23 protein-coding genes and 1 tRNA gene are annotated in these 26,287 nt (G+C 63.1%); 9 read left to right on the top strand and 15 right to left on the bottom strand.

Annotation, left to right across the window (positions count from 1 at the left end; genetic code table 11):
- Nucleotides 1-213: 213 nt before the first annotated feature.
- From F3J24_RS19760 to hemH, 11 genes are all read right to left on the bottom strand, one after another.
- The gene (locus tag F3J24_RS19760; RefSeq protein ID WP_167009905.1) at nucleotides 214-750 is read right to left on the bottom strand and encodes a (2Fe-2S)-binding protein; all 537 of its coding nucleotides are present in this window, start codon (nucleotides 748-750) and stop codon (nucleotides 214-216) included.
- Nucleotides 747-3,029 carry a xanthine dehydrogenase family protein molybdopterin-binding subunit gene (locus F3J24_RS19755; protein ID WP_167009903.1) on the bottom strand — a complete coding sequence of 761 codons (2,283 nt, stop codon included), beginning with the start codon at nucleotides 3,027-3,029 and terminating at the stop codon, nucleotides 747-749. Before F3J24_RS19755 ends, F3J24_RS19760 begins: the two co-directional genes overlap by 4 nt.
- A 6-nt stretch (nucleotides 3,030-3,035) precedes the next feature.
- On the bottom strand, nucleotides 3,036-3,833 hold the full coding sequence (locus F3J24_RS19750; protein WP_167009901.1) for a xanthine dehydrogenase family protein subunit M: 798 nt from the start codon (nucleotides 3,831-3,833) through the stop codon (nucleotides 3,036-3,038).
- 24 nt (nucleotides 3,834-3,857) lie between these two features.
- Nucleotides 3,858-4,370 (bottom strand): nucleoside deaminase, encoded by a 513-nt coding sequence (locus F3J24_RS19745; protein ID WP_167009899.1) that lies wholly within the window; start codon nucleotides 4,368-4,370, stop codon nucleotides 3,858-3,860.
- Between the two features lie 20 nt (nucleotides 4,371-4,390).
- The gene (locus F3J24_RS19740; RefSeq protein WP_167009897.1) at nucleotides 4,391-5,152 is read right to left on the bottom strand and encodes an ABC transporter permease; all 762 of its coding nucleotides are present in this window, start codon (nucleotides 5,150-5,152) and stop codon (nucleotides 4,391-4,393) included.
- A gap of 30 nt (nucleotides 5,153-5,182) precedes the next feature.
- Nucleotides 5,183-5,962: an ABC transporter ATP-binding protein gene (locus F3J24_RS19735; RefSeq protein ID WP_167009895.1), complete on the bottom strand. Its 780-nt coding sequence runs from the start codon at nucleotides 5,960-5,962 to the stop codon at nucleotides 5,183-5,185.
- A 68-nt stretch (nucleotides 5,963-6,030) separates the two neighbouring features.
- Entirely contained in the window at nucleotides 6,031-7,029 is a 999-nt protein-coding gene (locus F3J24_RS19730; protein WP_167009893.1) for an ABC transporter substrate-binding protein, read from the bottom strand.
- Nucleotides 7,030-7,069: 40 nt separating this feature from the next.
- Nucleotides 7,070-7,870: an alpha/beta fold hydrolase gene (locus tag F3J24_RS19725; protein ID WP_167009891.1), complete on the bottom strand. Its 801-nt coding sequence runs from the start codon at nucleotides 7,868-7,870 to the stop codon at nucleotides 7,070-7,072.
- An 11-nt stretch (nucleotides 7,871-7,881) separates the two neighbouring features.
- On the bottom strand, nucleotides 7,882-8,835 hold the full coding sequence (locus F3J24_RS25195; protein ID WP_167009889.1) for an isopenicillin N synthase family oxygenase: 954 nt from the start codon (nucleotides 8,833-8,835) through the stop codon (nucleotides 7,882-7,884).
- Nucleotides 8,836-9,028: 193 nt separating this feature from the next.
- Nucleotides 9,029-10,006: a LysR family transcriptional regulator gene (locus F3J24_RS19715; protein ID WP_003057523.1), complete on the bottom strand. Its 978-nt coding sequence runs from the start codon at nucleotides 10,004-10,006 to the stop codon at nucleotides 9,029-9,031.
- A gap of 45 nt (nucleotides 10,007-10,051) precedes the next feature.
- On the bottom strand, nucleotides 10,052-11,149 hold the full coding sequence (gene hemH / locus F3J24_RS19710) for a ferrochelatase (protein ID WP_167009887.1): 1,098 nt from the start codon (nucleotides 11,147-11,149) through the stop codon (nucleotides 10,052-10,054).
- 73 nt (nucleotides 11,150-11,222) lie between these two features.
- On the opposite strand from hemH, the gene F3J24_RS19705 reads away from it, so the two are divergent.
- The 3 genes from F3J24_RS19705 to F3J24_RS19695 are packed head-to-tail and all read left to right on the top strand — an operon-like array spanning nucleotide 11,223 to nucleotide 13,129.
- Nucleotides 11,223-11,972: an HAD family hydrolase gene (locus F3J24_RS19705; protein ID WP_167009885.1), complete on the top strand. Its 750-nt coding sequence runs from the start codon at nucleotides 11,223-11,225 to the stop codon at nucleotides 11,970-11,972.
- 45 nt (nucleotides 11,973-12,017) lie between these two features.
- Nucleotides 12,018-12,866 (top strand): DUF2189 domain-containing protein, encoded by an 849-nt coding sequence (locus tag F3J24_RS19700; RefSeq protein WP_167009883.1) that lies wholly within the window; start codon nucleotides 12,018-12,020, stop codon nucleotides 12,864-12,866.
- Between the two features lie 47 nt (nucleotides 12,867-12,913).
- A complete protein-coding gene (locus tag F3J24_RS19695) occupies nucleotides 12,914-13,129 on the top strand; it encodes a DUF2788 domain-containing protein (RefSeq protein ID WP_003057514.1) in 216 nt (71 codons plus the stop codon).
- An 87-nt stretch (nucleotides 13,130-13,216) separates the two neighbouring features.
- On the opposite strand, the gene F3J24_RS19690 is transcribed toward F3J24_RS19695, so the two are convergent.
- From F3J24_RS19690 to hpnC, 4 genes are all read right to left on the bottom strand, one after another.
- Nucleotides 13,217-14,239 (bottom strand): tripartite tricarboxylate transporter substrate binding protein, encoded by a 1,023-nt coding sequence (locus F3J24_RS19690; RefSeq protein ID WP_167009881.1) that lies wholly within the window; start codon nucleotides 14,237-14,239, stop codon nucleotides 13,217-13,219.
- A 148-nt stretch (nucleotides 14,240-14,387) separates the two neighbouring features.
- Nucleotides 14,388-15,734 carry a hydroxysqualene dehydroxylase HpnE gene (gene hpnE / locus F3J24_RS19685; protein WP_167009879.1) on the bottom strand — a complete coding sequence of 449 codons (1,347 nt, stop codon included), beginning with the start codon at nucleotides 15,732-15,734 and terminating at the stop codon, nucleotides 14,388-14,390.
- A gap of 7 nt (nucleotides 15,735-15,741) precedes the next feature.
- Nucleotides 15,742-16,581 carry a presqualene diphosphate synthase HpnD gene (hpnD, locus tag F3J24_RS19680; protein ID WP_167009877.1) on the bottom strand — a complete coding sequence of 280 codons (840 nt, stop codon included), beginning with the start codon at nucleotides 16,579-16,581 and terminating at the stop codon, nucleotides 15,742-15,744.
- A gap of 133 nt (nucleotides 16,582-16,714) precedes the next feature.
- Complete coding sequence (hpnC, locus tag F3J24_RS19675) at nucleotides 16,715-17,596, bottom strand: squalene synthase HpnC (protein WP_167009978.1); 882 nt, start codon at nucleotides 17,594-17,596, stop codon at nucleotides 16,715-16,717.
- A 191-nt stretch (nucleotides 17,597-17,787) separates the two neighbouring features.
- On the opposite strand from hpnC, the gene F3J24_RS19670 reads away from it, so the two are divergent.
- The 6 genes from F3J24_RS19670 to clpX all read left to right on the top strand — a co-directional run bounded on the left by F3J24_RS19670 (nucleotide 17,788) and on the right by clpX (nucleotide 26,240).
- Nucleotides 17,788-19,026: an efflux RND transporter periplasmic adaptor subunit gene (locus F3J24_RS19670; protein WP_167009875.1), complete on the top strand. Its 1,239-nt coding sequence runs from the start codon at nucleotides 17,788-17,790 to the stop codon at nucleotides 19,024-19,026.
- Nucleotides 19,023-22,232 (top strand): efflux RND transporter permease subunit, encoded by a 3,210-nt coding sequence (locus F3J24_RS19665; RefSeq protein WP_167009872.1) that lies wholly within the window; start codon nucleotides 19,023-19,025, stop codon nucleotides 22,230-22,232. Before F3J24_RS19670 ends, F3J24_RS19665 begins: the two co-directional genes overlap by 4 nt.
- Nucleotides 22,233-22,317: 85 nt before the next feature.
- Nucleotides 22,318-22,404, top strand: a tRNA-Leu gene (locus tag F3J24_RS19660).
- Nucleotides 22,405-22,748: 344 nt separating this feature from the next.
- Nucleotides 22,749-24,059, top strand: a complete 1,311-nt coding sequence (gene tig / locus F3J24_RS19655) for a trigger factor (RefSeq protein ID WP_167009870.1) — start codon at nucleotides 22,749-22,751, stop codon at nucleotides 24,057-24,059.
- A 133-nt stretch (nucleotides 24,060-24,192) separates the two neighbouring features.
- Nucleotides 24,193-24,801 carry an ATP-dependent Clp endopeptidase proteolytic subunit ClpP gene (gene clpP / locus F3J24_RS19650; protein ID WP_003057504.1) on the top strand — a complete coding sequence of 203 codons (609 nt, stop codon included), beginning with the start codon at nucleotides 24,193-24,195 and terminating at the stop codon, nucleotides 24,799-24,801.
- A gap of 176 nt (nucleotides 24,802-24,977) precedes the next feature.
- Nucleotides 24,978-26,240, top strand: coding sequence for an ATP-dependent Clp protease ATP-binding subunit ClpX (gene clpX, locus F3J24_RS19645; protein ID WP_003057503.1), 1,263 nt, complete (start codon nucleotides 24,978-24,980; stop codon nucleotides 26,238-26,240).
- The last annotated feature ends 47 nt before the right edge of the window (nucleotides 26,241-26,287 follow it).

Below are 26,287 nucleotides of genomic sequence, written 5' to 3'. Positions count from 1 at the left end.
CAGGAGTCGGCAAAGCCGATTCGTCAGGGGCATGGCTATGCCCAGGGCCTCTATTGTCCGGCCTTGCCGCGACAGGGCCAACCAAGAAAAACTTGTCTGCTTATTGCCTGGGGTCATGAACCGGCGTGCAAACAGCGTAGCTTTTGATAAATGTGATTGAAAGTGGCTGAGTCACTTTGTGAGTAATCGATTGCTGCTATTACTCTTGAGCAATCATGCGCTTTGCCCGGATGGAAACAGCTCCTGCACTGCCCGCCGGATACCTCCATAGCCCGTACAGCGACATAGGTTTCCGCGCATCTGGGCCTCGGCCTCGGCGGCTGTGGGGCGGGGCTGCTGCTGGTGCAGCCAGCTCATGCTCATGACCATGCCGGAGGTGCAATAGCCGCATTGCACGCCGCCGCAGCGCGCCAGCGCGTCGCGCACGGGTTCGCTGGCGCTGTCCTGTGCCACGGACTCGATGGTGCGCACGGTCTTGCCCTGGATCTGATAGGCCATCAGCAGGCAGGCATTCGCGGGCTCGCCGTCGAGCCAGACCATGCAGGCGCCACAGCGTCCCACTTCGCAGCCGGGTTTGGCCCCGGTGAGGTACCAGTGCTCGCGCAGCAAGGTCAGCAGCCGGGTATCGGGGCTGCAGCTTGCGCTGACCGGCTGGCCGTTCAGATTCAGCTGCAGCACAAAAGCCGAGGCCTCCTTTGCGCTGGCTGCGGCTGGCTTGCCGCCGGGCTCCTGGATGTGGGTCGTCGTCATGGTGTGGAGGACTCCGTGCCTGCTTCCAGCAGCGCGATCACGCGCTCCGGGGTCATGGGCAGTTGCGTGATGGGTTGCTGCAGTGCGGCAGCCAGGGCATTGGCCACTGCGGGCAGGGCCAGGTTGACGCTGATCTCGCCGGCTCCGCGCGGGCCTATGGGGTCGCCCTCGGGAAGGTTCTCGATCGCCAGCACCTGCATTTCAGGGGCATCGGCCAGCGTGGGGATCAGATAGCCGTCGAGATTGCGTGCCTGGTAGTGGCCGTCCAGGCAAGCCAGCTCCTCCTGCGTGCCCATGGCCAGGCCCATGAGGGCGCCGCCCTCCATCTGGCCCAGATAGCCCTGGGCCGATGCCACAGGGCCCAGCGCCGTGCACATCACCAGCCGCTGCACCTGGACCATGCCGCTCCAGGTGTCGACGCGTACCTGGGCAATGGCAGCGCAGGCTCCGAAGACGAAGTGGGTGTCATGCGCGTTGCCCTCCGGGTCCTCTGCGCGCAGGTCGATGGAGATACAGGGCGCTTGTTCGCCCGATGCCCTTGCCAGATCGGCGTAGCTCAGGCACAGGCCCGCAGCGCTTTCCAGGCCCCATGCGCCGCAGCGCAGAGGGATATCTGGCAGCAGTCTTGCGGCGGCCAGGAGCAAGGCTTGCTGCCAGGGCCGGGCCGCTTCGTGCAAGGCGCGCCATACCAGCGTGGTGGCGCGCGAGGCGGCCACCGGGCCAGAGTCGGGCGTCAGCCGGGTATCGCCCAGCACCGGCCGGATCGCGTCGGCTGCACAGCCCAGGTGCTGCGAGCCCAGGCTCTGTATGGTTCCGACCAGGTTCTGTCCCAGCTCGGTAAAGCCGCAGCGCAGCTCGATCGCTCCGTCGGCGGCCAGGGCCAGCTCCATGCGGCAGTCACTGGGGCCTCCCTTGCCAAATCCATCGCTGCGATGGATCAGCGTGAGGCCCACGCCGTGCAGATGGCGGCCGCCCGCGCTGACCCAGCGATGCGGCCCGCGCCACAGCGCTTGCTGGCGGGCGACATCGAGTGCGCGCTGGGGGCCGTCAAACGGCACGACATGCTGTCCCAGCGGGCCGGGTGCCTCGGGAGCGGCGAGATTGAGGGCGCGAAACGCGTCAGCTGTCATGCCGACCAGTGCAGCCAGTCTGTCCATCTGCTGCTCGAGTGCAAATTGCACCTGCACGGCGCCGAAGCCGCGGAACGCACCGGCGATGCCGTTGTTCGTATAGGCAAGGCTGGCGCTGAGGTCCAGTGCCTGATACCGGTAGGGGCCGGGGGCATGCTCGAGCGCGGCATCCAGCACCTCGGGGCCATGCGTGGCATAGGCCCCGGTGTCTGCCACTATCTGCACCTGGTGATAGGTGAGCCGGCCCTGTGCATCGCAGCCGGTCTGCATGTCGATCTGCATGGGATGGCGCTTGACGCCCAGATCCACGGACTGCGGACGTGTCAGGTGCAAGCGCACGGGGCGCTGCGCCCTCCAGGCCAGCAGGGCAGCGATGGGTTGAATCGTCAGCTCGTCCTTGCCGCCATAGGAGCCACCCACGGGCGTGCCTACGGCATGAACCCTGTCGTGCGGCAGGCCCAGCATGTCGGCGATGACCTGCTTTTCCCGCGCGGGGTTGTGGCCGCCGAAGAACAGGCGCAGGCCGCCCGCGCCATCGGGCTCGGCCACACCGCCTTCGGTCTCGAGAAAGGCATGCATCTGGCGTGGCGTGACATAGCTGTCCTGTACCCGGTGCACTGTGCCTGCCCGGGCAGCAGACATGTCGCCCTGGCGGTGGCTGGCGGCATGCAGCAGATTGCCGTCCTGATGGACCGCCTGCTCGGAGGCCGCCGTGTCGTCAAGGGCGGCGACCGGGTCGCAGACCGGGGGCAGGGGGTCGTAGTCAACCCGGATCAGCGCCAGAGCCTGCCGCGCCGTCTCCATGTCCACGGCCGCAACGGCGGCGACCGGGTCACCCACATGGCGTACCTTGTCGATGCAGAGCACGGGCCGGTCCACCTTGCGCAAGCCATAGTGCTTGATGCCGGGGATATCGGCATGGGTGACCACGGCATGGACGCCTGGCAGGGCTTGGGCGGCGCTGGTATCGATACGGAGAATGCGCGCATGGGGATGAGGGCTGCCGAGAATCGCTCCGCGCAGCTGACCCGGCTGAATGCGGTCGCTCAGAAAGCCCGGGTTGCCGCCGAGCTTGGCCCTGGCATCGGGCCGGATCGGCAAAGCCTCCAGGCCCAGATCGCGGATGTGATGAGGGGTGTGGAATTCCATGATGGTTCAGGCCAGCAGCCCGCAATGTCCGGCAATCAGGCGGCTGGCGATCCGGGCCAGATCGAGAGGCAGGCTTTGCTCGCAGGTGGTGCGTATATCGCCGAGGGAGGGACGGATCTGCAGCTCCTGCGCATAGCTCAGCAGCTTTTCCGTGGCTTGCAGGCGGTGCACGCCTATGCCCGGGGCTGCCACTGCAATGCGGTCCAGGCTCAGGCGCTTTTGTGCATCACTCCAGCGCAAGGCCATGCGCAGGCGCGCAGGGGAGAATGCCGCGCGATAGCCGACCTTCTCGAACACCAGTGGCCGGGGCTCCGTCACATCGCTGCGCGGCAGCAGGAACGACAGCATCAGAGGCCGGTCCATGAGCTTGAGCGTTTGCGCGAGCGACTGCAGATTGCCGTCCGTCAACTCGACCTGCGCATCCATAGCCAGCAATACCGGGCAGCAGTCGCCTTCGCCCCAGCCTACATTGCCGCCCAGGGTTCCCAGGCGGCGTATTCCCATGGCTCCTAGCTGATCCAGGGCCTGGACGAGCACGGGGGCGTGCTGCTGCACCCAGGGGTGACGGCGGACGGCCTCCAGCCGCATGCCTGCACCGATGTGCAGATATTGGGGGCCGAGGCTGATCTGCTGCATCTCGGGCCAGTGCATCACATTGATGAAATGTGTGGCCGACGGCGCCAGGCGAGGCTCTGCCCATGATTGCTGCAGCAGCGTGCCCCCGGCGATGAAGCAGGCGGCATTGCCGAGCTTGCGGGCCAGGGCCTGCGCGGCCTGGGGTGACGAGGGGTGGGTGAGCAGCATGGCAGCCTCCTGCTGGCTTGATCCTCAGCGCTGCGCCCAGAATGCTTGCTGCTGGGCGGCGATCTCGGCCTCCATCTCGGGTACGGGGCCGATTAGCTCCACGGCCTTCTGGCAATGGTCGAAGACATAGCGCGACGAGACACTCATGGTCGGGTTCTCGCCATGGCTGCCCGTGCATTCCAGCAGGCGGTGCTCGGTCATGCCGAACACGATGCGACCGATATTGGCCCAGTAGGCCGTACCGGCGCACATGCAGCAGGGCTCTACATTGGTGTAGAGCGTGCAGCCCCACAGAAACTCGGCCGTGTAGTTGGTGGCCGCCATGCGCGCCAAGGTCGACTCCGCGTGGTTGACGGTGTCGATATTGCATTGCTCCATGAGCACGGTCTCCTGGTCGGGACCCACCAGCACGGCGCCGAAGGGGTGGTGGCCCATCTGGGTGGCGCGCTGGGCCACGGTCTGCGCGCGACGCAGATTGCGCTGGATTTGTTCGGCAGAGGGCGTCAGGCCCTGAGGGGGGAAGTTTTGGTCTGTCATGGTGGCGGTCCTTTTGTTGATCAGGCTGGAGTGATCTGGCTCCAGGGAAAGAGGCGCTTGTGCAACTGCTGTACGCCACCATAGAGCAGCAGGCTGCACAGCACCAGCAGTGCCAGTGCGGCAAAGGCCACGGGTACCTTGAAGGAGGAGGTGGCAAACAGAATCAGATAGCCCAGGCCTTTTTCCGCAGCCACGAACTCGGCAACCACGGCGCCCACAATGGCCAGCGTGATGGAGACCTTGAGGGCTGAAAACACATAGGGCACGGCAAACGGCATGCGAATTTGCCAGTATTGGCGGCTGGTGGTGGCGCGCAGCGAGCGCGACAGCTCCACCAGCTCTGCGGGCACCGACGCCAGGCCCAGGGCCGTGGAAACCACCAGCGGGAAAAAGGCAATCAGCGTGGTGATGACCACGCGGGGCAGCAGGCCTGCACCCAGCGTGACGACGATGATGGGTGCGACGGCCACGATGGGGGTGGACTGGATCACCACCAGCCAGGGCATGATGATTTTCGAGAGCAGCTGCGATCGCGTGATGGCGATGGCCAGCGGAATGGCCAGTACGATCGCCAGCGCATAGCCTATGAGCGCGACCTGCAGGGTGGCAGTGACATGCTCCAGCCAGCGCTGCAGCCCCATCTCGGCAGCAGCCAGCCAGATCTGGCTGGGAGCGGGAAAAATGTACTCCGGGATATGCGCCAGGCGGCAGGCGCATTCCCAGAACAGCAGGACGGCGAGGAATACCAGCAGCGAAGCATGGCGTTGTAGGAGGGCAGACATAGGGGGCCTCTTGGGGCTGCGGAAGGATCTTCAGGCGTGTGCGGGGTGTTTGCTGAAGACCTGGAGACGAATCTGGTTGGCCATTTCGGTGAACACGGGATCGGCCAGAGTAGCCATGCTGCGCGGTCGTGCCAGCGGCACATCGATGATGTCGGCCACACGGCCCGGGCGGGCGCTCATGACCACGATGCGGTCGGACAGCAGCAAGGCCTCCTGGATGGAGTGGGTCACAAAGACCACGGTCTTGGGGCGCTCGTTCCAGATGCGCAGCAGCTCCAGGCTCATTTCGTCGCGTGTGAGTGCGTCCAGCGCCGAAAAGGGCTCGTCCATCAGCAGGATGTCCGGGTCATGGAGCAAGGAGCGTGCAATCGCGACGCGCTGCTGCATGCCGCCCGAGAGTTCGTGGGGCCGCTTGTGACCGAAGTCCCTGAGACCGATCATCTCCAGCAACTGCTGGGCTCGGGCCTCTTCCTTCATTTCCACATGGCCGTATTTGTGGCGCATGGGGAAGGTGATGTTGTCCAGCACCGAGAGCCAGGGCAGCAGCGTCGGCTTCTGGAACACCATGCCGATCTCGTCGCGTGGTTCGGTCACGGGCAGATCGAAGATGCGTACCTCGCCGCTGCTGGGGCGGATCAGACCTGCAATCAGGCGCAATATGGTGGACTTGCCACAGCCCGAGGGGCCGATCAACGAGACGAATTCGTGGCGGCGCAGATGCAAGTCCACGCCCTGCAGGGCCGTGACAGGGCTGCCATCGCTGGAGACAAAGGTCTGGGTGACCGCGTTCAGATCGATTACGTATTGCATGGCAGGCGATCAAGGAAAGAACAAGGGCGGGAGCGCGCGGGCGGCGCTGCGCCGCCCTCGCATGGGATTTACTGGCTCAGAAAGCGGCGATCCACCAGCGTTTCCGGGTCGACCTTCTTGAGGTCGTAACTCATGGACTGGGCCACCCAGCCCCAGGTGGCGGCCAGCAGCCGGGGCTCGAATTTGCCCAGGCCGTCGCGCTGGCTGATCTCGTTCCTGAGCAGCGGGATGGAGGCTTCAAATTCGGCCTTGACCACGGCAGTGTCGGCTTCGGGCACCTGGGCCTTCAGCGACTCGGCCGCCTTTTGCGGGTTCTGGATGGAGAACTCCAGCGACTTGCCCAGTGCCCGCACGTAGCGCTTGAGCACTTCAGGGCGTTCCTTGATGGTCTTGTCGCTGGCCATGACGGACCAGCCATAGCCGTCCAGACCGAACTGCGTCCAGGGCAAGACCGACAGCTCCTTGCTGGCCTGCTTGAGCACGGCGCCGAAGGCCGGAGCCACGGTCACCCAGTTGATGGTCGCGTCCACGCGGCCCTGGGCCAGCATGGGAGCCAGCGTGGCCGGGTCCGACTTGATGACCTTGATCTTGTTGGCGTCCACGCCGTTCTTCTGCAGCACGATGGGCCACAGGGCATTCGACGAGGAGAAGGTGGGCATGGCCACCGTCTTGCCTTCCATGTCCTTCAGGTTCCTGATCTTGCTGTCGGCGCGCGTGAACAGTGCATCGGGCTGTTTGGAATACAGCGACATCACGGCCTTGACGGGAATCCTGCCTTCGGCTGCGGCCATCATCAGCGCCGAGATGCCGCCAAAACCCACATCGGCAGAGCCAGAGGCCACCTTGGTCACGGCATCGGCCGAGCCCCGGCCGGGAACGATCTTCACGTCCAGGCCTTCGTCTTTGAAAAAGCCTTGCTGCACGCCGACATAGACAAAGGACTTGTCGCCCCCGGGCAGCCAGTCGAGCTGCACCGTGAGCTTGTCGGCAGCCTGGGCCGCTGCGCCACAGGCGACGAGCATGGCGAAAAGGGCGGAGCGTTTGAAGTAGGTAGTGGGGCGCGTCATGAATAACTCCTGAAGAATGCAAGTTCGGGGCAATTGGTTGCTATACATTGATGAGCGGCATGCGCAAGCTCATAAACGGCTTCGATTGAATTTCATCTAGAGCTGGCAGCAAGGCGTCGCTAAGGGCCTCGGGGCAGGCCAGTTGGGGCACATGGCCGCAATCGAGGCTGATGCGTCTGGCGCCCGGCGTGAGCTGCTGCATGCGCTGCTGTAGCGGCAGCGTCACGGAGCGGTCCTGACGACATTCCACATAGATACGTGGCACCCGGCCAAAACACTCGGCGCTGAGCCGGTTCACCATGGCCCGGCCCGATTCGGGCTGGACGCAGAGACGGCTGGCCGCCTTGAGTGCTGCGGTCGGAGGGCAGTCATGCAGGAACAAGGCTATGGCGGTTTCCAGCGGCACGCTGCTGGCATTGCGCTGCTCGTTCCAGGCCAGATGCGGGCCTATGCCCTGGTAGTCAAAGCCCGGATCGGCAGCGCGGCATTGCGCGATCACATCGCCATAGCTCATGCCGCTGGGCAGCATCATTCCGGCCAGGTAGACCAGGGCGCTGACCCGCTCGGGGGCGGCCTGAGCGACTTGAGACGCCGTCATGCCGCCACCGCTGTGACCGACCACCACGGCAGGGCCGTCCAGCGACTCCAGCACGCGCAGCACATGGGCGGTGTAGCCGTCGAGATTGGCGCAGCTGTCGTCTTCGGCGGCGGCATCGTTGCCCGGCAGATTGACGGCAAGCACCTTCCAGCCTCGGGCTTGCAGCAGCGGCGTCCAGGCTGCAAAAGCCCAGCTGCCTTGCCAGGCCCCGTGGATCAGCACCATATTGCGTGAGCTTGTCATCGTGGTCTCCGTCAACCGTAGGTGCGGCGATAGCATTCGATCTGGTGCTGCTCCACCGTGACGGCCGGGTATCTGGGCTGTTCGCCCTCGTCCAGGCAGGTGGGAATGCATTCCACCTTGTGCAGCGGGTTGCCCGTGAAGAAAAAGGGCACGGAATAGCGTTCGCGCCCCGAGACATTGATGACCCGGTGCAAGGTGGAGACATAGCGGTCATTGGTCCAGCGCGCGAACAGATCGCCGATGTTGACGACGAAGGCGCCAGGCACGGGGGGCGCGTCGATCCAGCTGCCGAGGTCCTTGTCCCAGACCTGCAGGCCGCCGGCCTCGTCCTGCAGCAGCAAGGTCACGCCGCCGAAGTCCGTGTGCTCGCCGCAGCCTTTCTCGCCGGGTTCAGGGTTGGCAGGCTGGGGCGGGTAATGCAGCAGGCGCAGGGTCGCGGCGGCCTCCTTGAGATAGCCGTCGAAGTGGCTGACCGGCACGCCCAGGGACAAGGCCAGGCCGCGCACAATGGTCGCGCCCAGGCCATGGGCGGCCTGGTAATAGTTCTGCATCACGGCGCGGAAGTCAGGCAGGGTTTCGGGCCATTGGTTGGGGCCGGTATTGAAGCGGCCGGCCAGCACGCGCGCATCGTTGGCCGCGACCTCGGCACCGGCGTAAAAGCTTTCCTTGAGATCGGGCGGCGCGCCGCTCTCCAGCGTCTGGGCGCGCAGCGGCTCATAGCCGCGATTGCAGCGGGAGAGCTTTTTGTCCACGGCCAGCTTTTCGGTCATGGGCAGGTCAAAGAAGCGCTGGCTGGCGGCAAACAGGCTGCTGATCAGCGCCGGGTCTATGCCGTGGCCGGTGATATAGAAGAAGCCGCGCTGTTCGCAAGCCTGGCGCAGTTGCTCGGCCACCAGGTGCTGATCCACAGGGTCATGGCTGCGCAGGCCGCTGATGTCGATGAGGGGGAGGGCAGGGGTGCTCACAAATGGCTTCCAGAAACTGAAGAACTGGAGTCAGTTTAGAAAGCGCAACCCGTGCTGGATAGCGCAGCTTTTGCTGCGGGGTGATCTAAAAATGTGAGCGCTAATCGCTTGTAGGTAAAGCGTTGCACGGCATTGGTGCATTTTCCTGAAATGATGCGCACAATGCCGGTGCAGTTACAGGCCGGGGGCGAGTTCAGCTCCTGGCGGAAGCCGCCGCAGCGGCGGTCTGCGTGCGTGCCACCCATTCACGCAGGGCGACACTTTCCTCGTCCTCGCGGCTTTCTATGGCATCGGCCGCGATGCGGTTGAAGGCGTCGAGTGCCGATGGCAGCGTGCGTCCTGCACGCACATAGACGCCGAGTTCGGAGTACAGCGTGGTGGGGGTATCCAGCGGCACATGGACCAGCCGGCCTTCGCGCAGTTCGCGCTCCAGCCCCAGGCGGCTCTGGAAGAAAATGCCCACGCCGCGTTCGGCAAGACTCTTGGCCAGCTCGATGGACGAGGTTTCCAGCAACACCTGCAATGCACGCTTGTGGTGCGCCAGCAAGGGTTGCAGCAAGTCGTGCATGGAGAGTTCGGGCGTGGGCAGAATCAGCGGAAAGGTTGCGCATTGCGCAAAGTCCACGCGCTCCAGCTGGGCAATCGGGTGTTTGGGCGGCACGATGGCACCCAGCGCAAAGCGGCCCATGGTGCACTGGCGCAGATTGTCGTGGCGCTTGACCGAAAAGCCTATGCCCACGTCCGCATCGCCCTGAATCACGGCCTGTGCTGCCTGCTGGGAGCCGCAGGTGCGCACATGAATCTGAATCGTGGGATAGCGCCTGTGCATCTGCGTGAGCACGGCCGGCATCAGGTCTGCGTTTAGACCTTCCACGGCGGCCACGCTGACCGAGCCGCGACGCACGCCGCGCAGCAGCTCCAACTCGGTACTGAGGCGGTGTTCGTCCTGCAGCACCGTGATCACATGGCGCGAAAACACTTCGCCGGCGGCGGTGAGCCGCAGGCCCGAGCTCAGGCGCTCGAACAGCGGGCTGCCGATTTCGTCCTCAAGCTGCAGCAACTGGCGGTTGACTGCCGACGAAGCCACATGCAGATGGCGTGCGGCCTCGCGTATGGAGCCGCAACGGCGAATCATGTCGAAATAGCGAATGGAGCGGGCGTGAATATGCATGCAGCCGGAGGCAGCACATGCCGTGCCAGTTCGCAGGGTGGCCCTCTACTGTGGTGCGCCCGCCGCCTTGGCGTGCTGGGCGCGGGCCTTGAGCTCGGCATCCTCCTCGCGCCCAGTGGGCCAGCCTTGCATATGCTGCTGGGCAATATCGCTGAGCGCGGTGATCCAGGGTGCGCTGTCGTTGAGGCAGTCTATGTATTCGAACTGCTGGCCGCCTGCATGCATAAAGGCTTCGCGTGCCTCCTGCTTGATTTCCTCCAGCGTCTCCAGGCAGTCGCTGGTAAAGCCGGGGCAGACCACATCGACGCGCCGGGTGCCGGCCTGGGCCATGGCAATCAGCGATGGCTCGGTATAGGGCTCCAGCCATTTGGCCTTGCCAAAGCGCGACTGGAAGGTCACCAGATACTGGTCGCTGGCGAGCTTGAGTCGCTCGGCCAGCAGGCGTGCCGTCTTGTGCGATTCGCAGTGATAGGGGTCGCCCAGATGCAGGGTGCGTTCTGGCACTCCATGAAAGCTCATGACCAGCTTTTCCCCGCGACCATGGCCGCGCCAGTGCGCTTCTATGCGCTGCGCCAGCGCTTCGATGTAGCCTGCATCGTCGTGGTAGCGGTTGACGAAACGCAGCTCGGGAATATGGCGCTGGGTTCTGGCCCAGTCGTAGACGGCGTCGAACACGCTGGCCGTGGTCGTGCCCGAGTACTGGGGGTACAGCGGCAGAATCAGGATGCGCGTCGCGCCGTCTTTCTTGAGTGCATCCAGCTGGGCCGCAATGGATGGCGTGCCGTAGCGCATGGCCGGCAGCACCAGCACATTGTGGCCGCGCTCGCCCAGCCAGCCGCGCAGCAAGGTGGCCTGGCGTGTGGTCCAGTGCAGCAGCGGGGAGCCGTCCTTTTCATGCCAGACGGTGGCGTACTTGGCGGCTGACTTGGCCGGACGGGTACGCAGGATGATGCCGTGCAGAATCGGCCACCAGGCGAGCTTGGGAATCTCGACCACACGATCGTCACCGAGAAACTCCGCCAGATAAGGCCGCACTGCCGCAGCCGTGGGGGCGGCCGGCGTGCCCAGGTTGCACAGCAGGATGCCGGTGCGTGCGGATTGGTCGTGACGAAAGCGGGGTTCGGGCGCAAAGCGTGATGGCATGGCGCAATTGTGTCAGCTAATCGGATAGGCGCAGCCGCTCTGCGGCATTAGCCGGGCCGCTATTCTTCGGGGCATGCAATCCCAAGACACCATAGCCCCTGCCATTGAAACCCTTCAGCGCCTGCGCCACAGCGGCCAGATTCGCGCCATCAGTCTGGATCTGGATGACACGCTCTGGCCCATCTGGCCCACGATTGCCAAGGCAGAGGCCGTTTTGCTGCAGTGGCTTGCGCAGCATGCTCCCGGTACGGCCGAGCACCTGGGAGATACGGACAAGGTGCGCGCCTTGCGCCATGAAATCGTGGCATTGCGCCCGGATCTGAAAGCCGACCTCAGCGGCTTGCGCCGCGAGTCCATCCGGCTGGCGCTGACCCGCGCAGGCGACGATCCTGCCCTGGCCGAACCGGCCTTTGACGAGTTCTTTGCCGCTCGCCAGCGGGTCGAACTGTTTGACGACGCCTTGCCGGCGCTGCAGTTTCTCTCGCAGCGCTGGCCGGTTGTGGCCCTGTCCAATGGCAACGCGAATGTACATGTGGTCGGTATCGGCGAGCATTTTCGCGCCTCGCTGTCTGCCAGCGGAGCCGGCATGGCCAAGCCCGAGACGCGTTTTTTTCAGGCCGCAGCGGATGCTGCCGGCGTGGCCCCCGAGCATGTGCTGCACATCGGCGACGATGCGGAGCTGGATGCCCGGGGCGCCATGGATGCGGGTATGCACGCAGTCTGGCTCAACCGTGGGCAGGTAGCATGGCCTTGCGTGGGTCCTGAACCCCACGTCACAGTCGCCAGCCTTTGGCAGTTGTGTCAGGGGCTGGCAGATCGTTGACCGGGACGAGCGGGAGCTTTGCGGGTCAACGAACAAGGACCGCCTATGCCTACCTGTCTGTCTGCCTGCCTTCTCACGCCGCCTCCGCTGGCACCTGTGCGAACCATTGCCTGGAGCCGGCCTCTGGTGTGGCTGTCCAGAGCCTTGCAGGACATTTCTAAGGCTCCGTTAATCAGTCTGGCGCATGGTCTGGCCTTGATCCTGATCGGTGCGGCAATCCTGACCCTGGGGCACAATCGCTTCTGGTTGATGGCAGGAGCCTTGTCGGGCTTTCTGGTGGTGGGGCCGCTGGTGGCCACCAGCCTTTATGCCATCAGCCGGGCCATCGAGCGCGGTGAGGTGGCAGACTGGGGTCTGATCCGCCGCACCTGGACGCAGTGGCAGAGCTGCCATGCCACGGGCCGGGGTGGGTACTGGTGCATGGTTCGGTTCGGCGCCTTGCTGGCGCTGGCCGCCACGGGCTGGGTGCTGATTTCAGCATCGCTGATCACCGTGATGTCGCCCGTGCGCGTGCAGACCCTGCAGGATTTCATTGCGCATGTGGTGCTGGCCAGGGATGGTCAGCTGTTTGTGCAATGGATGGTTTTGGGCAGCTTTCTGGCTGCTCCGATTTTTGCGTCCAGCGTGGTGGCCATGCCGCTGATGCTGGACAGGCGAGTGACCGTGCGCCAGGCCGTGTTGACCAGTTGGTCCGCGGTGCTGGCCAACCCGGGCCCGATGGCCTTGTGGGCGGCGCTGATTGTGATGTTGACTTTGCTGGGCCTTGGCAGCTATTTGCTGGGGCTGGTGGTTGTGATGCCCCTGCTGGGCCATGCCAGCTGGCATGCCTATCGGGACCTGGTGGATGCCGCTGCATTCCCCGCCAGGGATGACGCGATGGCGCCAGCCGTCTGAGCGCTGCACGACCAGGGCCTGGCAAGGGCTGTAAGGACCTGGTTGTCGTGATATTCGGTTATACGGAAGAGCAGATCGCCCACTTTTTCCTGACCTGGGGCGTGGGTGCCTTTATCTTGTTCATGGTGTTCATCATCCTGCAGTTGGCGCGTCAGTCCAAGGCAGGCAAGTTCGGCACCTTTGTGATTTTTCTGGGTCTGGGCGTGGGCTTTGTCGGCTATCTCGCCAAAATCATCATCCAGTGGTGGATAGAGAGCCACTGAACCCTGCCCCGCAGCCAGGCCCAAAGGCCCGAGCGGATCTTCCCTCCTGCGACGAGAAAGAGGGAAAGCCTGTGACGCCCCGGGCGCTCAACCCGGTTTCACCTGCGCGCGCTTGAGCACTTTTTGCCAGCGGTTCTGCTCAATGTTGATGAACTGGGCAAACTGCTCTGGCGTGCTGCCAATGGGTTCGGCGGCGTCGCCCTGCAGGCGCTTGAGCGCATCAGGCGCCTTGACGGCCTTGGCGCATTCTGCAGCCAGCTTGTCCACATGCGCGCGAGGCAGACTGGAAGGGGCCAGCATTCCGTACCACTGGGTCATCTCGAAGCCCGCAAAACCCTGCTCGGCCACGGTAGGCACATCAGGCAGTTGTGGCAGGCGCTTGGTCGAGCCGGTGGCGATGCAGCGCACCTTGCCAGCCTTGATGAAGGGCAGCAGCGCGGCGGCTCCGACCGAGGCCGCATCAAGACGACCCGATAGCAGGTCGGTCATCATGGGGCCGGTGCCGCGATAAGGCACGTGGAGCATGAAGATGTCGGCCGTCATCTTCAGATATTCGAATGCCAGATGCCCTGCGCTGCCGTTGCCGGCCGAGCCGTAGCTGAGCTTGCCCGGATTCTTCTTGGCATAGGCCACCAGATCGGCAATGTTCTTGACGGGCAGATCGGGGTGCACCACATAGAGGCTTGGCACCTTGGCCAGCAGGCTCACGGGCACAAAGTCCTTTTTCGGATCCCAGGGCAGCTTGTCAAAAATATAGGGGTTGACGGCCAGTGTGCCGATATGGCCGAGGATGACCGTGCTCTGGTCATCGGCGCGAGCTACTTCCTGCATGGCGATATTGCCTGCAGCGCCGGGCTTGTTGTCCACGAATACGTTCTGACCGATGGTCCTGGACAGCTCGGCTGCGGTGGAGCGGGCCACGATTTCAGAGCTGCCGCCGGGCGCGAACGGCACGACAAAGCGAATCGGGCGGTTGGGCCAGCTGTCATCGGCAGCGCGGGCCATGCCGGGCAGCATGCTGCTGCAGGCCAGGGCTCCGGCGCCGGTCAGCAGATGGCGGCGCGAGATGCTCAGAATTTCGCGAGTGGACTTGTCGAATGTGGATGCCATGTTGTCTCCGTTGCTTTTGGCTTTATGCGGCTGAGAGATTGCCTCTCAAGCCATGGTTGCAACTGTGGCTGTCAAATCGCTGTCAAACATGGTGCAGCAGGACTTCCGAGCATCAGGATTGTCCTCATAGGGTTTGCTCTAGAGCTGCTCAGTCCTGGTCCTTGCGGACCAGCTCGTCGGCTGCCGTAATCCCGCAACGCACCGCACCTTCTAGCGTCGCCGGGTAGGGTCCGCTCACATAGTCGCCGCAAGCCCAGAGGCCATGGCCTAGCTCTATGCCTGGGCGCTTCACGTTAGGCCTGCAGGCAAATGTGGCGCGCTTTTCAACCACGGTCAGCACAGCTTGAATGTCCTGCCAGCCCAGTTGTTGCCGGGCTTGTTCCAGCACCTGCCGCTCCAGGGTCTCGCGGTCTGTGCGGCAGTCGCTGATGACAAACGCCATCAGACCTTGCTGGGCACCATCGGCGGGCTGCAGGTGGCCACGGTCAAAGACAAACTGGGCGGGAGCCTGGGCGTCGGGTCGCAATGCAAGCCAGGGCAGCGCGGGCGCGAGGCGATGGCTGCTGCGCGCATAGACTGTGGCAATGGCTGTGTGCTCCAGGGCCAGCGCGCACTTCGCCCAATGCTGGTAAGCCACTGCGTCGCGCGCGGGCAGGCGCAGGTCTTCGGCAGCCTGCAGCGCAAGGCGGGTTGCTTCCTGAGGTGGGCAAGCCAGCAGCACGGCATCAAAACGCGCTTGTTCCAGTGCCGGCTCGAGTGCCGCTTGGGAGCTGCGCAGCAGCCATTGCTGGCCTTGGGGGATCAGCTCCTGAATCCGGCTGGCCGTATGCACGGCATGCCCCCGGTCTTGCAGCCATTGCGCGGCCGGATTCGGAAACAGATCGCCGAGTCCGCAGCGCGGCAGCAGAAAATGGGAGCCACCCGTGCCTGCGAACAGTGCGTCATGCAGCACGCGCAGGAAGATGCTGCCGCTGGCCTGTGCGGCCGGCAGATTGAGGGCCGACACGCAAAGCGGTTCGATGAATTCATCGAGCAGGCGATTTGGTAGACCGCTGCAGATATCGGCAACGGTTGCAGCATCTGCGCATCGAAAGCCCTGAACACGCCAGCTCAGGGCACGGCCCAGCAGGGCGGCACGTTCGCGCAGCGACCAGCCGCTGGCGCTGGCAATTCCGACCAGGGCGTCGAGAGGCGCGGGCAGCTCGGGAAAGCTCAGGCCACTGCCATCGGCATGGCGCATGGCCAGGGGCCTGCGCAGCAGGGCTTGTTCCGGCTCCACGCCCACGATGTGCATGAGCCGAAGGCATTCGGCGTAGGCGCCAATCAGGATGTGCTGGCCGTTGTCGGCGAAGGTGCCGCCCGGCAGTTCCAGATTGCGAGCCCGGCCACCGAGCTGGCGGCCGGCCTCGAAAACCGTGGGCTGATGGCCGCCCAGCGAAAGCTGTACTGCGGCAGCCATGCCGGCCCAGCCGCCACCGATGATGGCCACTTGCATGGCGCGCTTACATGCGGCCCAGTGCCTGCATTTTCCAGACCAGCCAGAACTTGCGCAGCGGCGTGAGGCTGATGCGCTGGTGCAGCACCTGGAAGTTTTCGGACTCGATTTCGCGCAGCAGGGTGCGATAGATGCTGGCCATCATCAGACCGGGCTTTTGTGCGTGACGATCGGCGTCGGGCAGCAGACCCAGTGCCTTGTCATAAAGGCTGTGGGCACGCTCAGCCTGAAAGCGCATCAGCGCCGTGAAGCGATCCGAATACTCGCGCTTGTTGATCTCGTGGGCCTTGACGTCGAACTGCTGCAGCTCGCTGATGGGCAGGTAGATACGACCGCGCATCGCGTCTTCGCCCACGTCGCGGATGATATTGGTCAGTTGCAGGGCCTGGCCCAGCGTGTGGGCGTATTCGGTGGTGCGCTCGTCGGTCTGGCCGAAGATGCGGGCGGCGACTTCGCCGACCACGCCGGCGACCAGATGGCAGTAGCGCTGCAGACCGGCAAAGTCCAGGTAGCGGGTCTGATCCAGATCCATCTGGCAGCCTTCGATGACGGCCTGCAGATGGCGCTCTTCGATGCCATAGGTCTTGGTATGGGGCATCAGTGCCTGCATCACGGGATGAGCGGACTGGCTGGTGAAAGCCTTGTGCACCTCGGTCTTCCACCAGGCCAGCTTGGTGGCTGCCACGCCGGGGTCAGTGACCTCGTCGACCACGTCATCCACTTCGCGGCAGAAGGCATAGAAAGCCGTGATGGCGGCGCGGCGCTCCTTGGGCAAGAAGAGAAAGGCGTAATAGAAGCTGCTGCCCGAAGAGGCGGCTTTGTCTTGGACGTACTGATCCGGATTCATAGGGGGAGCATTGTCCCATGACGCGGGTCGTTGGCCGACACAACAGTGAAATGCGCGGCATGCACCTGGTTGGACTTCAAATTTAATAGCGAACTGCGCATATACAGAAAGGGGTCAGGGCTATCTGCTTCGCTTACATGCGCAGGGCTTGCCAGAGCATGGCGGCCATATCGAGCTTGCCCAGCTTGATGCGCTGATAGAGGTTGCGCCCCTGCATGGCGTCCAGTCTGTCCAGTATGCGCAGGCCGCCTTGAACGACCAGACGCAGCTCCCAGCCAGTGCGGCCGGGCAACTGATGCACCAGAGGCGCGCCATGGTTCATCAGGCTGCGGGCCTGGCGGTTGAGCTCGCCCAGCAGAGATTGAAGCTCGGTCGTCAATGCCGCCGCTTCCGGCTTGATGGCACTGCGCACCAGGCCGTGGCGGGCCAGATCGGCATCCGGCAGGTAGTGGCGCTGGCGCGGCAAGTCCTGGCTCAGGTCCTGCCAGAAGTTGATCAGCTGCAGTGCGGTGCAGATGGCGTCACTCTGAATCAGTGCCTTGGCGTTGACCACGCCATACAGATGCAGCAGCAGGCGGCCGACCGGGTTGGCCGAGCGGCGGCAGTAGTCCAGCAATTGGGCCATGTCGGTGTAGCGGGCCTGGGCGGCCGTCATGCGCACATCCTGCTCGAAGGCGCTGAGCAGGTCGGTCAGCAATGGCTTGGGAAGACGATGTGCCTGAACCTGAACTGCCAGCGGGCCAAAGATATGGGGCCAGGAAGTTCGCATCAGCATGGCGGCTTCGCCGGCGCTGCCCAGCTGCTGCAGGTCGGCTGCATATTGCTGCAACTGAGCCAGGCGCTTCTCTGCGCATTGATCGCCTTCGTCGGCCAGGTCGTCAGCGGTGCGCGCAAAGTGGTAGATGGCGGCGATGGGCGCACGCAGCCGTGGCGGGCACAGCCAGGAGGCGACGGGAAAATTTTCGTAATGGTTGATGCCGGCCGGCGCATTGGCGACGGGGCTTGCTGGGGGCATATGGTTCACGCCCGTATTGTGGACCGGGTGGGCTTGCCTGCTTGCGCCAGCCCATAAAAAGACGGCGCAAAAGCGCACGTGCGTGCACAATCAGCGCTGACTTTGGTGCAGCGGCCTGCCCGGCGGCTGCGCTTTTCCTATTTTTACAAGCCCAGAACACCATGGCTGTTTCGTCTTCTCGTCGTTTTGCAATGTTGTCTTTGCCGCGCCGGCCTGCCGTGCCATTGGCGGCGCTGTCCATAGTGGCGGCGGCTGTCATGTTGTCGGCCTGTTCCAAAAAGGAGGCTGCGCCCGAGCCGGTGCGTGCCGTCAAGCTGGTGACCGTGGGTGAGGGGCAGATCGAATCTGCCCAGGAATATTCGGGCGATGTGCGGGCCCGTGTGGAGTCTCGCCTCGGCTTTCGCGTGGCGGGCAAGATCACCAAGCGCGAGGTGGAACTGGGCCAGCATGTGAAGGCCGGACAGGTGCTGGCGCGCCTGGATGCGCGTGACTATCAGCTCAGTGCCGATGCCGCGCGCGCCCAGTTGGCATCGGCCACCACGCAGCGCGATCTGGCCGAGGCCAATGCCAGGCGTTTTCGTACCCTGCGCGCTCAGAACTTCATCAGCGCGGCTGAGATGGAACGCTATGAGGCCAACCTGAAGGCGGCCCAGGCCTCGCTCGACCAGGCGCGGGCTCAGCTCTCCAGCCAGTCCAATCAGGAGAACTACACCCAGTTGCTGGCCGATGCCGATGGCGTGGTCACCGCCGTGGAGGCTGAGCCCGGTCAGGTGGTTGCGGCAGGAACACCCGTGGTGCGGATTGCCCAGGATGGTGCGCGCGATGCGGTGTTCAGCGTGCCGGAGGACCGGCGTAGCGCCATCAAGCCTGGACAAGGCGTCAAGGTCAGGCCCTGGTCGGATGAGTTGCGCGTGATCAATGCCCTGGTGCGAGAGGTCGCGGCCAGCGCCGATCCGGCCACGCGCACCTATGTGGTCAAGGCCGCTCTGCAGGGAGCGGACCTGCCCGCATTGGGAGCCACCGTGCATGTCATGCCAGAGGGCATGGGCGTCAGCCGCGAAGCCGTAGGCAGCCAGGTCATCAAGTTGCCAACCACGGCCTTGCGCCAGGAGGGCGGTAACGGTCAGGGTACGGCCGTCTGGCTCTATGACGCGGCAAGCAGCTCGGTGAAGCTGCAGCCGGTGCAGATTGCCAGCGCCGACGGCAACGAGGCGGTGATTGCCTCGGGTCTGCAACCTGGCATGCAGGTGGTGGCCACAGGCGCCCATGTGCTGACCCCGGGCCAGAAGGTGACGGTGTATCGCGACAAATACGCCAAGCCGCCACAAAACTCTGTATCAAATCAGCCCAAAGCGCTGGTGGATAAGACGCAGAATGCTCCTGAATCTGGAGCGTCTCAGCCTGCAGTCGCTGCGGAGGCTGGCAAATGAGCGGCACTGGACACCAAAAGACCGGTGGTGCGCATTTCAATCTTTCCCGCTGGGCGCTCGATCATGTAGCGCTGACACGCTATTTCATCGTCGTGCTGATGCTGCTGGGCTTTGCGGCCTTTTTCCAGCTGGGGCAGGACGAGGACCCGCCGTTCACCTTCCGGGCCATGGTCATTCGTACCTACTGGCCTGGCGCGACGGCCGAGCAGGTGGCGCAGCAGGTGACGGACAAGATCGAGCGAACGCTTCAGGAAGTGCCTTATGCCGACAAGATCAGCAGCTATTCCAAGCCCGGCGAGTCGCAAGTCATCTTCCAGGTCAAGGACTACTCGCCCCCCAAGGAAGTGCCACAGCTCTGGTATACGGTGCGCAAGAAAGTGGGGGACATGCGTTACACCCTGCCGCAGGGCGTACAGGGGCCGTTCTTCAATGACGACTTTGGCGATGTCTATGGCGTGATCTATGCGTTGCAGGCCAAGGGCTTCAGCTACGCGGAACTCAAGACCCTGGCCGACGATGTGCGCCAGCAACTGCTGCAGGTGCCCGATGTGGCCAAGGTCGAGCAGTTCGGCGTGCAGGACGAAAAGGTCTATGTGGAGCTATCGCACAAAGCCACGCAGATGGGGCTGAACCTCAAGCAGGTACTCGATCAGCTCAACCAGCAAAATGCCGTGGCATCGGCCGGTACCTTGCAGACACCAGCCGAAACCATTGTGTTGCGTGTGCAGGGCCAGTTCAACGACCTGGAGCAATTGCGTGCCATGCCCATCATCGGCCAGGGCGGAGCGCAGTTCAGGTTGGGCGATATCGCCGAAGTGCGCCGTGGCTATGCCGATCCGGCCAATGTCATGGTGCGTTTTCAGGGCGAGCCTACGGTGGCCCTGGGAGTATCCATGGTCAAGGGCGGCGACATCATTGCCTTGGGCAAGGCGCTGACGCAGGCCACGGAGCGCATCGCCAAAAGCCTGCCCGTGGGCGTGACGCTGAGCAATATGCAGAACCAGCCCAAGGCGGTGGCGGATTCGGTCAGCGAGTTTCTCCAGGTGTTGGTTGAAGCCGTGGTCGTGGTGTTGGCCGTGAGTTTTCTGAGCCTGGGCCTGCACAAGCGCCCGGGGCAGCATCCGCTGTGGAAGCGCTGGTATATCGACCCGCGTCCCGGACTGGTGGTGGGCATCACCATTCCGCTGGTGCTCGCCGCGACCTTCCTGGCCATGTGGTACTGGAATATTGGTCTGCACAAGGTGTCGCTGGGCTCGCTCATCATTGCGCTGGGCCTGCTGGTGGACGACGCCATCATTGCCGTGGAGATGATGGTGCGCAAGATGGAGGAAGGCTACGACAAGTACCGTGCCGCCACCTTTGCCTATGAGATCACCTCCAAGCCCATGCTGACCGGCACACTGATCACGGCTGCCGGCTTTCTGCCCATCGGCATGGCCAAATCCATGACGGGCGAATACACCTTCGCCATCTTCGCGGTGACGGTGATTGCCCTGGTGCTCAGCTGGTTCGCCTCCGTGTACTTCGTGCCCTATCTGGGCCTGCTGCTGCTCAAGAAGCCGCCGCATGCGGCCAAGCTGCCGCCCGAGGTAGCGTCCGGAGAGGTGTCGGCCGAAGAGGCGGGAATCAACACCGATGCGGGCGAGCATGAGCTGTTCGACACGCCGTTCTACAACCGCTTCCGCCGCACGGTGAACTGGTGCGTGCAGCACCGCTGGCTGACGATTGGCGCGACGGTGCTGGTGTTCGTGCTGGGCCTGGCCGGCATGGGCAAGGTGCAGCAGCAGTTCTTCCCCGATTCCAGCCGTCCCGAAGTGCTGGTCGATATATGGTTCCCCGAGGGGACTTCCCTGCAGGCCAACAAGGAAGTGACGCTGCGTGTGGAAAAGCGCTTCTTGCAGCTTGATGGTGTGGAGTCCGTCAGCGAGTGGATAGGCTCCGGAGCGCCGCGCTTCTATCTGCCGCTGGATCAGGTTTTTCCGCAGAACAACGTCTCCCAGTTCATTCTGGTGACCAAGGACCTGAAGGCGCGCGAGGAAATCCGCAAGCAGCTGCCGGCGCTGATGGCTGAGGAATTCCCCGAGGTGCGGGCGCGCTCCAAGCTGCTGCCCAATGGGCCGCCCGTGCAATATCCGGTGCAGTTCCGTGTCATGGGCTCGGACCCTGCCAAGCTGCGCACCTACGCCGATGAGGTCAAGGCGCTCATGCAGGCCAATGCCGATATGCGTGGCGTGAACGACAACTGGAACGAGTCCGTCAAGGTCATACGCCTGCAGGTTGACCAGGACAAGGCGCGCGCCCTGGGTGTGACCAGTCAGTCGATCGCCGAAGCCACGGGCATGAATTTCAGCGGTACTACCGTGGGGCAGTTCCGTGAAGGCGACAAGCTGATCGATATTGTGATGCGCCCGCCCAAGCAGGACCGCGATGCCATTACCGATATCGCGACTGTCTATGTCACCACGGCAAACGGCCAGTCGATCCCGCTCACGCAGATTGCCAAGCCTGTCATGGTCTGGGAGCCGGGCGTGATGTGGCGCGAGAAGCGCAACTTCGCGATTACCGTTCAAGGCGATGTGCGTGAGGGCCTGCAGGGCGCCACGCTGACCAACGAGCTGTTGCCGCAACTGCGCAAGATGGAAGCCAGCTGGCATGTAGCTGGTGACACAGGCTATCGCATCGAGGTGGCCGGTGCGGTGGAAGAAAGCTCCAAGGGCTCCGGCGCCATCGTGGCGGGTATCCCGGTGCTGCTGTTTCTGACCTTCACATTGCTCATGCTGCAACTGCGCAGCGTCAGCCGTTCGCTGCTGGTGTTTATCACCGGTCCCTTGGGCATACCCGGTGTGGCAGCAGCCTTGTTGCTGCTGAATCGTCCCTTCGGCTTTGTGGCGCTGCTGGGTGTCGTGGCCTTGATGGGCATGATTCAGCGTAATTCGGTGATTCTGATCGACCAGATCGAAAGTGGGCGTGCCCGTGGCGTACCGGCCTGGGATGCGATTGTGGAGGCGGCCGTGCATAGGCTGCGTCCCATCGTGTTGACGGCAGCAGCAGCCGTGCTGGCCATGATTCCGTTGTCGCGCAGTGTGTTTTGGGGTCCCATGGCGGTGGCCATCATGGGCGGCCTGATCGTGGCGACCGTGCTGACCCTGCTGGCCTTGCCCGCCATGTACGCGGCGGCATTCCGCATCAGAAAGGACACTGCCTGAGCCTGGATTGTGCGAAAGACTGCCGATTTTGCGGCTAGAATCTGTGTCTTGACCTCAGTAGGCGTAGATTTGCGCATTGCTGACCGCGCGGGTGGCGAAATTGGTAGACGCACCAGGTTTAGGTCCTGACGGTGGCAACACCGTGCCGGTTCGAGTCCGGCTCCGCGCACCAGATACAGGCACTCTCTGCTGCCCAAGCCCGTAACCCCAAGCCGTTACGGGCTTTTTCTTTTCCCGCCCCCTGCTGTGCAGCTGCGGTGTCAGCTTTTAAGGCAAACCCCTGTATGGCGATGGCGGAGCCTGCGCGGCGCCTCGTTATAATGGTCGGCTTCGCCTGTTCCTGATTTGAACAAATGCCCGGCGCCAGACGCGGGTGCCAATGACCGGGGCAGGCTCTGGAAATTTGTGGTGCCGCATGTCCCAGGGGATCCCGGGCGTGCGCGCACTGTGACTTTGCGCAACACGGTGCGGGTTGTTAGTCAATCTGCACGGTCCTCATCCCTCTTAGGAAAAATCATGGCCGTTAACGTTGAAACTCTTGAAAAGCTCGAGCGCAAGATCACGCTGAGCGTGCCCCTGTCGGCAATCCAGTCCGAAGTGGATGCCCGCCTGAAGAAGGTGGCGCGCACTGTGAAGATGGACGGTTTCCGGCCCGGTAAGGTGCCTATGAGCGTCGTGGCTCAGCGTTATGGCTACTCCGTGCAATACGAAGTGCTGAACGACAAGGTGGGCGAGGCTTTTGCCGCTGCCGTGAACGAAGCCGATCTGCGCGTTGCCGGTCAGCCCAAGATCACCGAAAAGGAAGGCGCTGCCGAAGGCGAAGCGCAATTCGAAGCCGTGTTCGAAGTCATGCCCGAAGTCAAGATCGGTGACCTGACCACTGCCGAAGTGGAAAAGCTGACCACCAGCGTGGACGACGCAGCCATCGACAAGACCGTGGACATTCTGCGCAAGCAGCGTCGCACCTTCACCGAGCGCGCTGCCGGTGAAGCCGCTGTGGACGGCGACCGCGTGACCGTGGACTTCGAAGGCAAGATCGACGGCGAGACTTTCTCCGGCGGCAAGGCTGAAGACTTCCAGTTCCTGGTCGGCGAAGGCCAGATGCTCAAGGAATTCGAAGACGCAACCCGTGGCATGAAGGCTGGCGAGTCCAAGACTTTCCCCCTGGCTTTCCCCGCTGACTACCACGGTGCCGACGTGGCCGGCAAGACTGCCGACTTCCTGGTGACCGTCAAGAAGGTGGAAGCTCCCAACCTGCCCGAAGTGAACGAAGAGTTCGTGAAGACTCTGGGTGTGGAAGGCGGCTCCGTTGAAGCCCTGCGCGACGACATCAAGAAGAACCTGGAGCGCGAAGTGAAGTTCCGCGTTCAAGGCCGCAACAAGCAAGCCGTGATGGACGCTCTGGTGTCCGTGTCCGAGCTGGATCTGCCCAAGGCTTCCGTGCAAGCCGAAGTCGGTCGTCTGCTGGAAGGCGCGCGCGCCGAGCTGGAACAGCGCGGCATCAAGGATGCTGCCAAGGCTGAAATCCCCGAAGACATCTTCCTGCCCCAGGCCGAGCGTCGCGTGCGTCTGGGCCTGGTGGTGGCCGAGCTGGTCAAGAGCAACAATCTGCAAGCTACTGCCGAGCAGATCAAGGCTCATGTCGAAGAGCTGGCTTCCAGCTACGAGAAGCCCGAAGACGTGGTGCGCTGGTACTTCGGCGACCGCAACCGTCTGGCCGAAGTGGAAGCCGTTGTGATCGAAAACAACGTCACCGACTTCGTTCTGGGCAAGGCCAAGGTCACCGACAAGGCTGTTTCCTTCGACGAGCTGATGGGTCAGGCCTAAGGGCTGAACCTTTTATCGGTGCTTGCCCTAGGCAAGTTCCGATAACTTGAATTGCGGGGCTTGTGCTTTTGCGCGCAAGCCCCATTTTCTTTTCAGAATGCGGCTACAGTAGGCGCATAGCACTGGAGAAAACATGAGCGCATTGGATACATTGGGTTTGGGCATGGTGCCCATGGTCATTGAACAGTCGGGTCGCGGTGAGCGCTCCTACGACATTTATTCGCGTCTGCTCAAGGAGCGCGTGATTTTTCTGGTGGGCGAGGTCAACGACCAGACCGCCAATCTGGTGGTGGCTCAGCTGTTGTTCCTGGAAAGCGAAAATCCCGACAAGGATATTTCCTTCTACATCAATTCCCCCGGCGGCAGCGTGACGGCGGGCATGGCGATTTTCGACACCATGAACTTCATCAAGCCCGACGTCTCGACACTGTGCACCGGCATGGCCGCGAGCATGGGGGCTTTCCTGCTGTCGGCAGGTGCGAAGGGCAAGCGCTACGCACTGCCTAATGCCCAGGTCATGATTCACCAGCCTCTGGGCGGTGCACGCGGTCAGGCGACCGAGATCGAAATTCATGCCCGCGAAATCCTCAAGACTCGCGAACGCCTGAACAAGATCCTCGCCGAGCGTACTGGCCAGCCCCTGGAAAAGATCCAGAATGACACCGAACGCGACTATTTCCTTTCCGCCGATGAGGCTAAGGACTACGGTCTGGTTGACCAGGTAATCAGCAAGCGTTCCTGAAATGCATAGCACCCAAGCCCCAGTCTGATTGGGCTTGCGGGTGCTGGCAATGAAGATCCTGGGAGTTGCTGACTGGCTCCCGGGACTTGCTCGGCGGCGTTTGTCCCTGAAGGGCTACGCCGCCTTGTCTTTGGTTATCATTAATTTTCGTTTTTTCGTAACGAGGCACAGCCCCCATGGCCGATAAAAAAGGCTCTTCCACCGAAAAGAATTTGTATTGCACCTTCTGCGGCAAAAGCCAGCACGAGGTCAAAAAGCTGATCGCCGGCCCGTCCGTGTTCATCTGCGACGAGTGCATCGACTTGTGCAATGAGATCATTCGCGACGAACAGCCTGCCGCCGATGCCAAGGAAGGCCGCGGCGATCTGCCTACGCCTGCCGAAATCAAGGCCAATCTCGATAACTATGTGATCGGTCAGGAACAGGCTAAGCGCACGCTGGCCGTGGCGGTCTACAACCACTACAAGCGGCTGAATCACAAGGACAAGGCCGGCAAGGACGATGTGGAGCTCAGCAAGAGCAATATCTTGCTGATCGGCCCCACGGGTTCGGGCAAGACCTTGCTGGCCCAGACGCTGGCGCGTCAGCTCAATGTCCCCTTCGTGATGGCCGATGCCACCACGCTGACCGAAGCCGGCTATGTGGGCGAGGACGTCGAGAACATCATTCAGAAGCTGCTGCAAAGCTGCGAGTACGACGTCGAGCGCGCGCAGCGCGGCATTGTCTACATCGACGAAATCGATAAGATCTCCCGCAAGTCGGACAACCCCAGCATCACGCGCGATGTCTCGGGTGAGGGCGTGCAGCAGGCGCTGCTCAAGCTGATCGAAGGCACGATGGCCAGCATTCCGCCCCAGGGCGGGCGCAAGCATCCCAATCAGGACTTTCTGCAGATCGACACCACGAACATCCTGTTCATCTGCAGCGGCGCGTTTGCGGGGTTGGAGAAGGTCATCGAGAACCGCACGGAGGCTTCGGGCATCGGCTTTGGCGCTACCGTCAAGAGCAAGAAGCAGCGTTCCATCTCGGAAATGTTCCTTGAGATCGAGCCCGAGGATCTGATCAAGTTCGGCATCATCCCCGAGCTGGTCGGTCGCATGCCCGTGGTGACGGCGCTGGCCGAGCTCAGCGAAGAGGCACTGGTTCAGATCCTGACCGAGCCCAAGAACGCGCTGGTCAAGCAATACAGCAAGCTGCTGGCCATGGAAGGTGTGGAGCTGGAAATCCGCCCGGCGGCACTGAAGGCGATTGCCCGCAAGGCTCTGGCCCGCAAGACCGGCGCTCGTGGCCTGCGCTCTATCGTCGAGCAGGCACTGATCAGCACCATGTTCGAGTTGCCAACGGCCGAGAACGTGGAAAAGGTGGTGGTGGAAGAGGCCACCATTGAAGACGGCAAGGAGCCGCTGCTGGTTTACCGCGAGGCGGCCAAAAAGGCCTGATACTGTGCTTGCGTGCGAGGCGCTTCTTCGATGGGGCGTCTTGCTGC

Source organism: Comamonas sp. Tr-654, assembly GCF_011752915.1.
GTDB lineage: Bacteria > Pseudomonadota > Gammaproteobacteria > Burkholderiales > Burkholderiaceae_C > Comamonas.
This window is presented reverse-complemented; position numbering and strand designations above follow the sequence as displayed.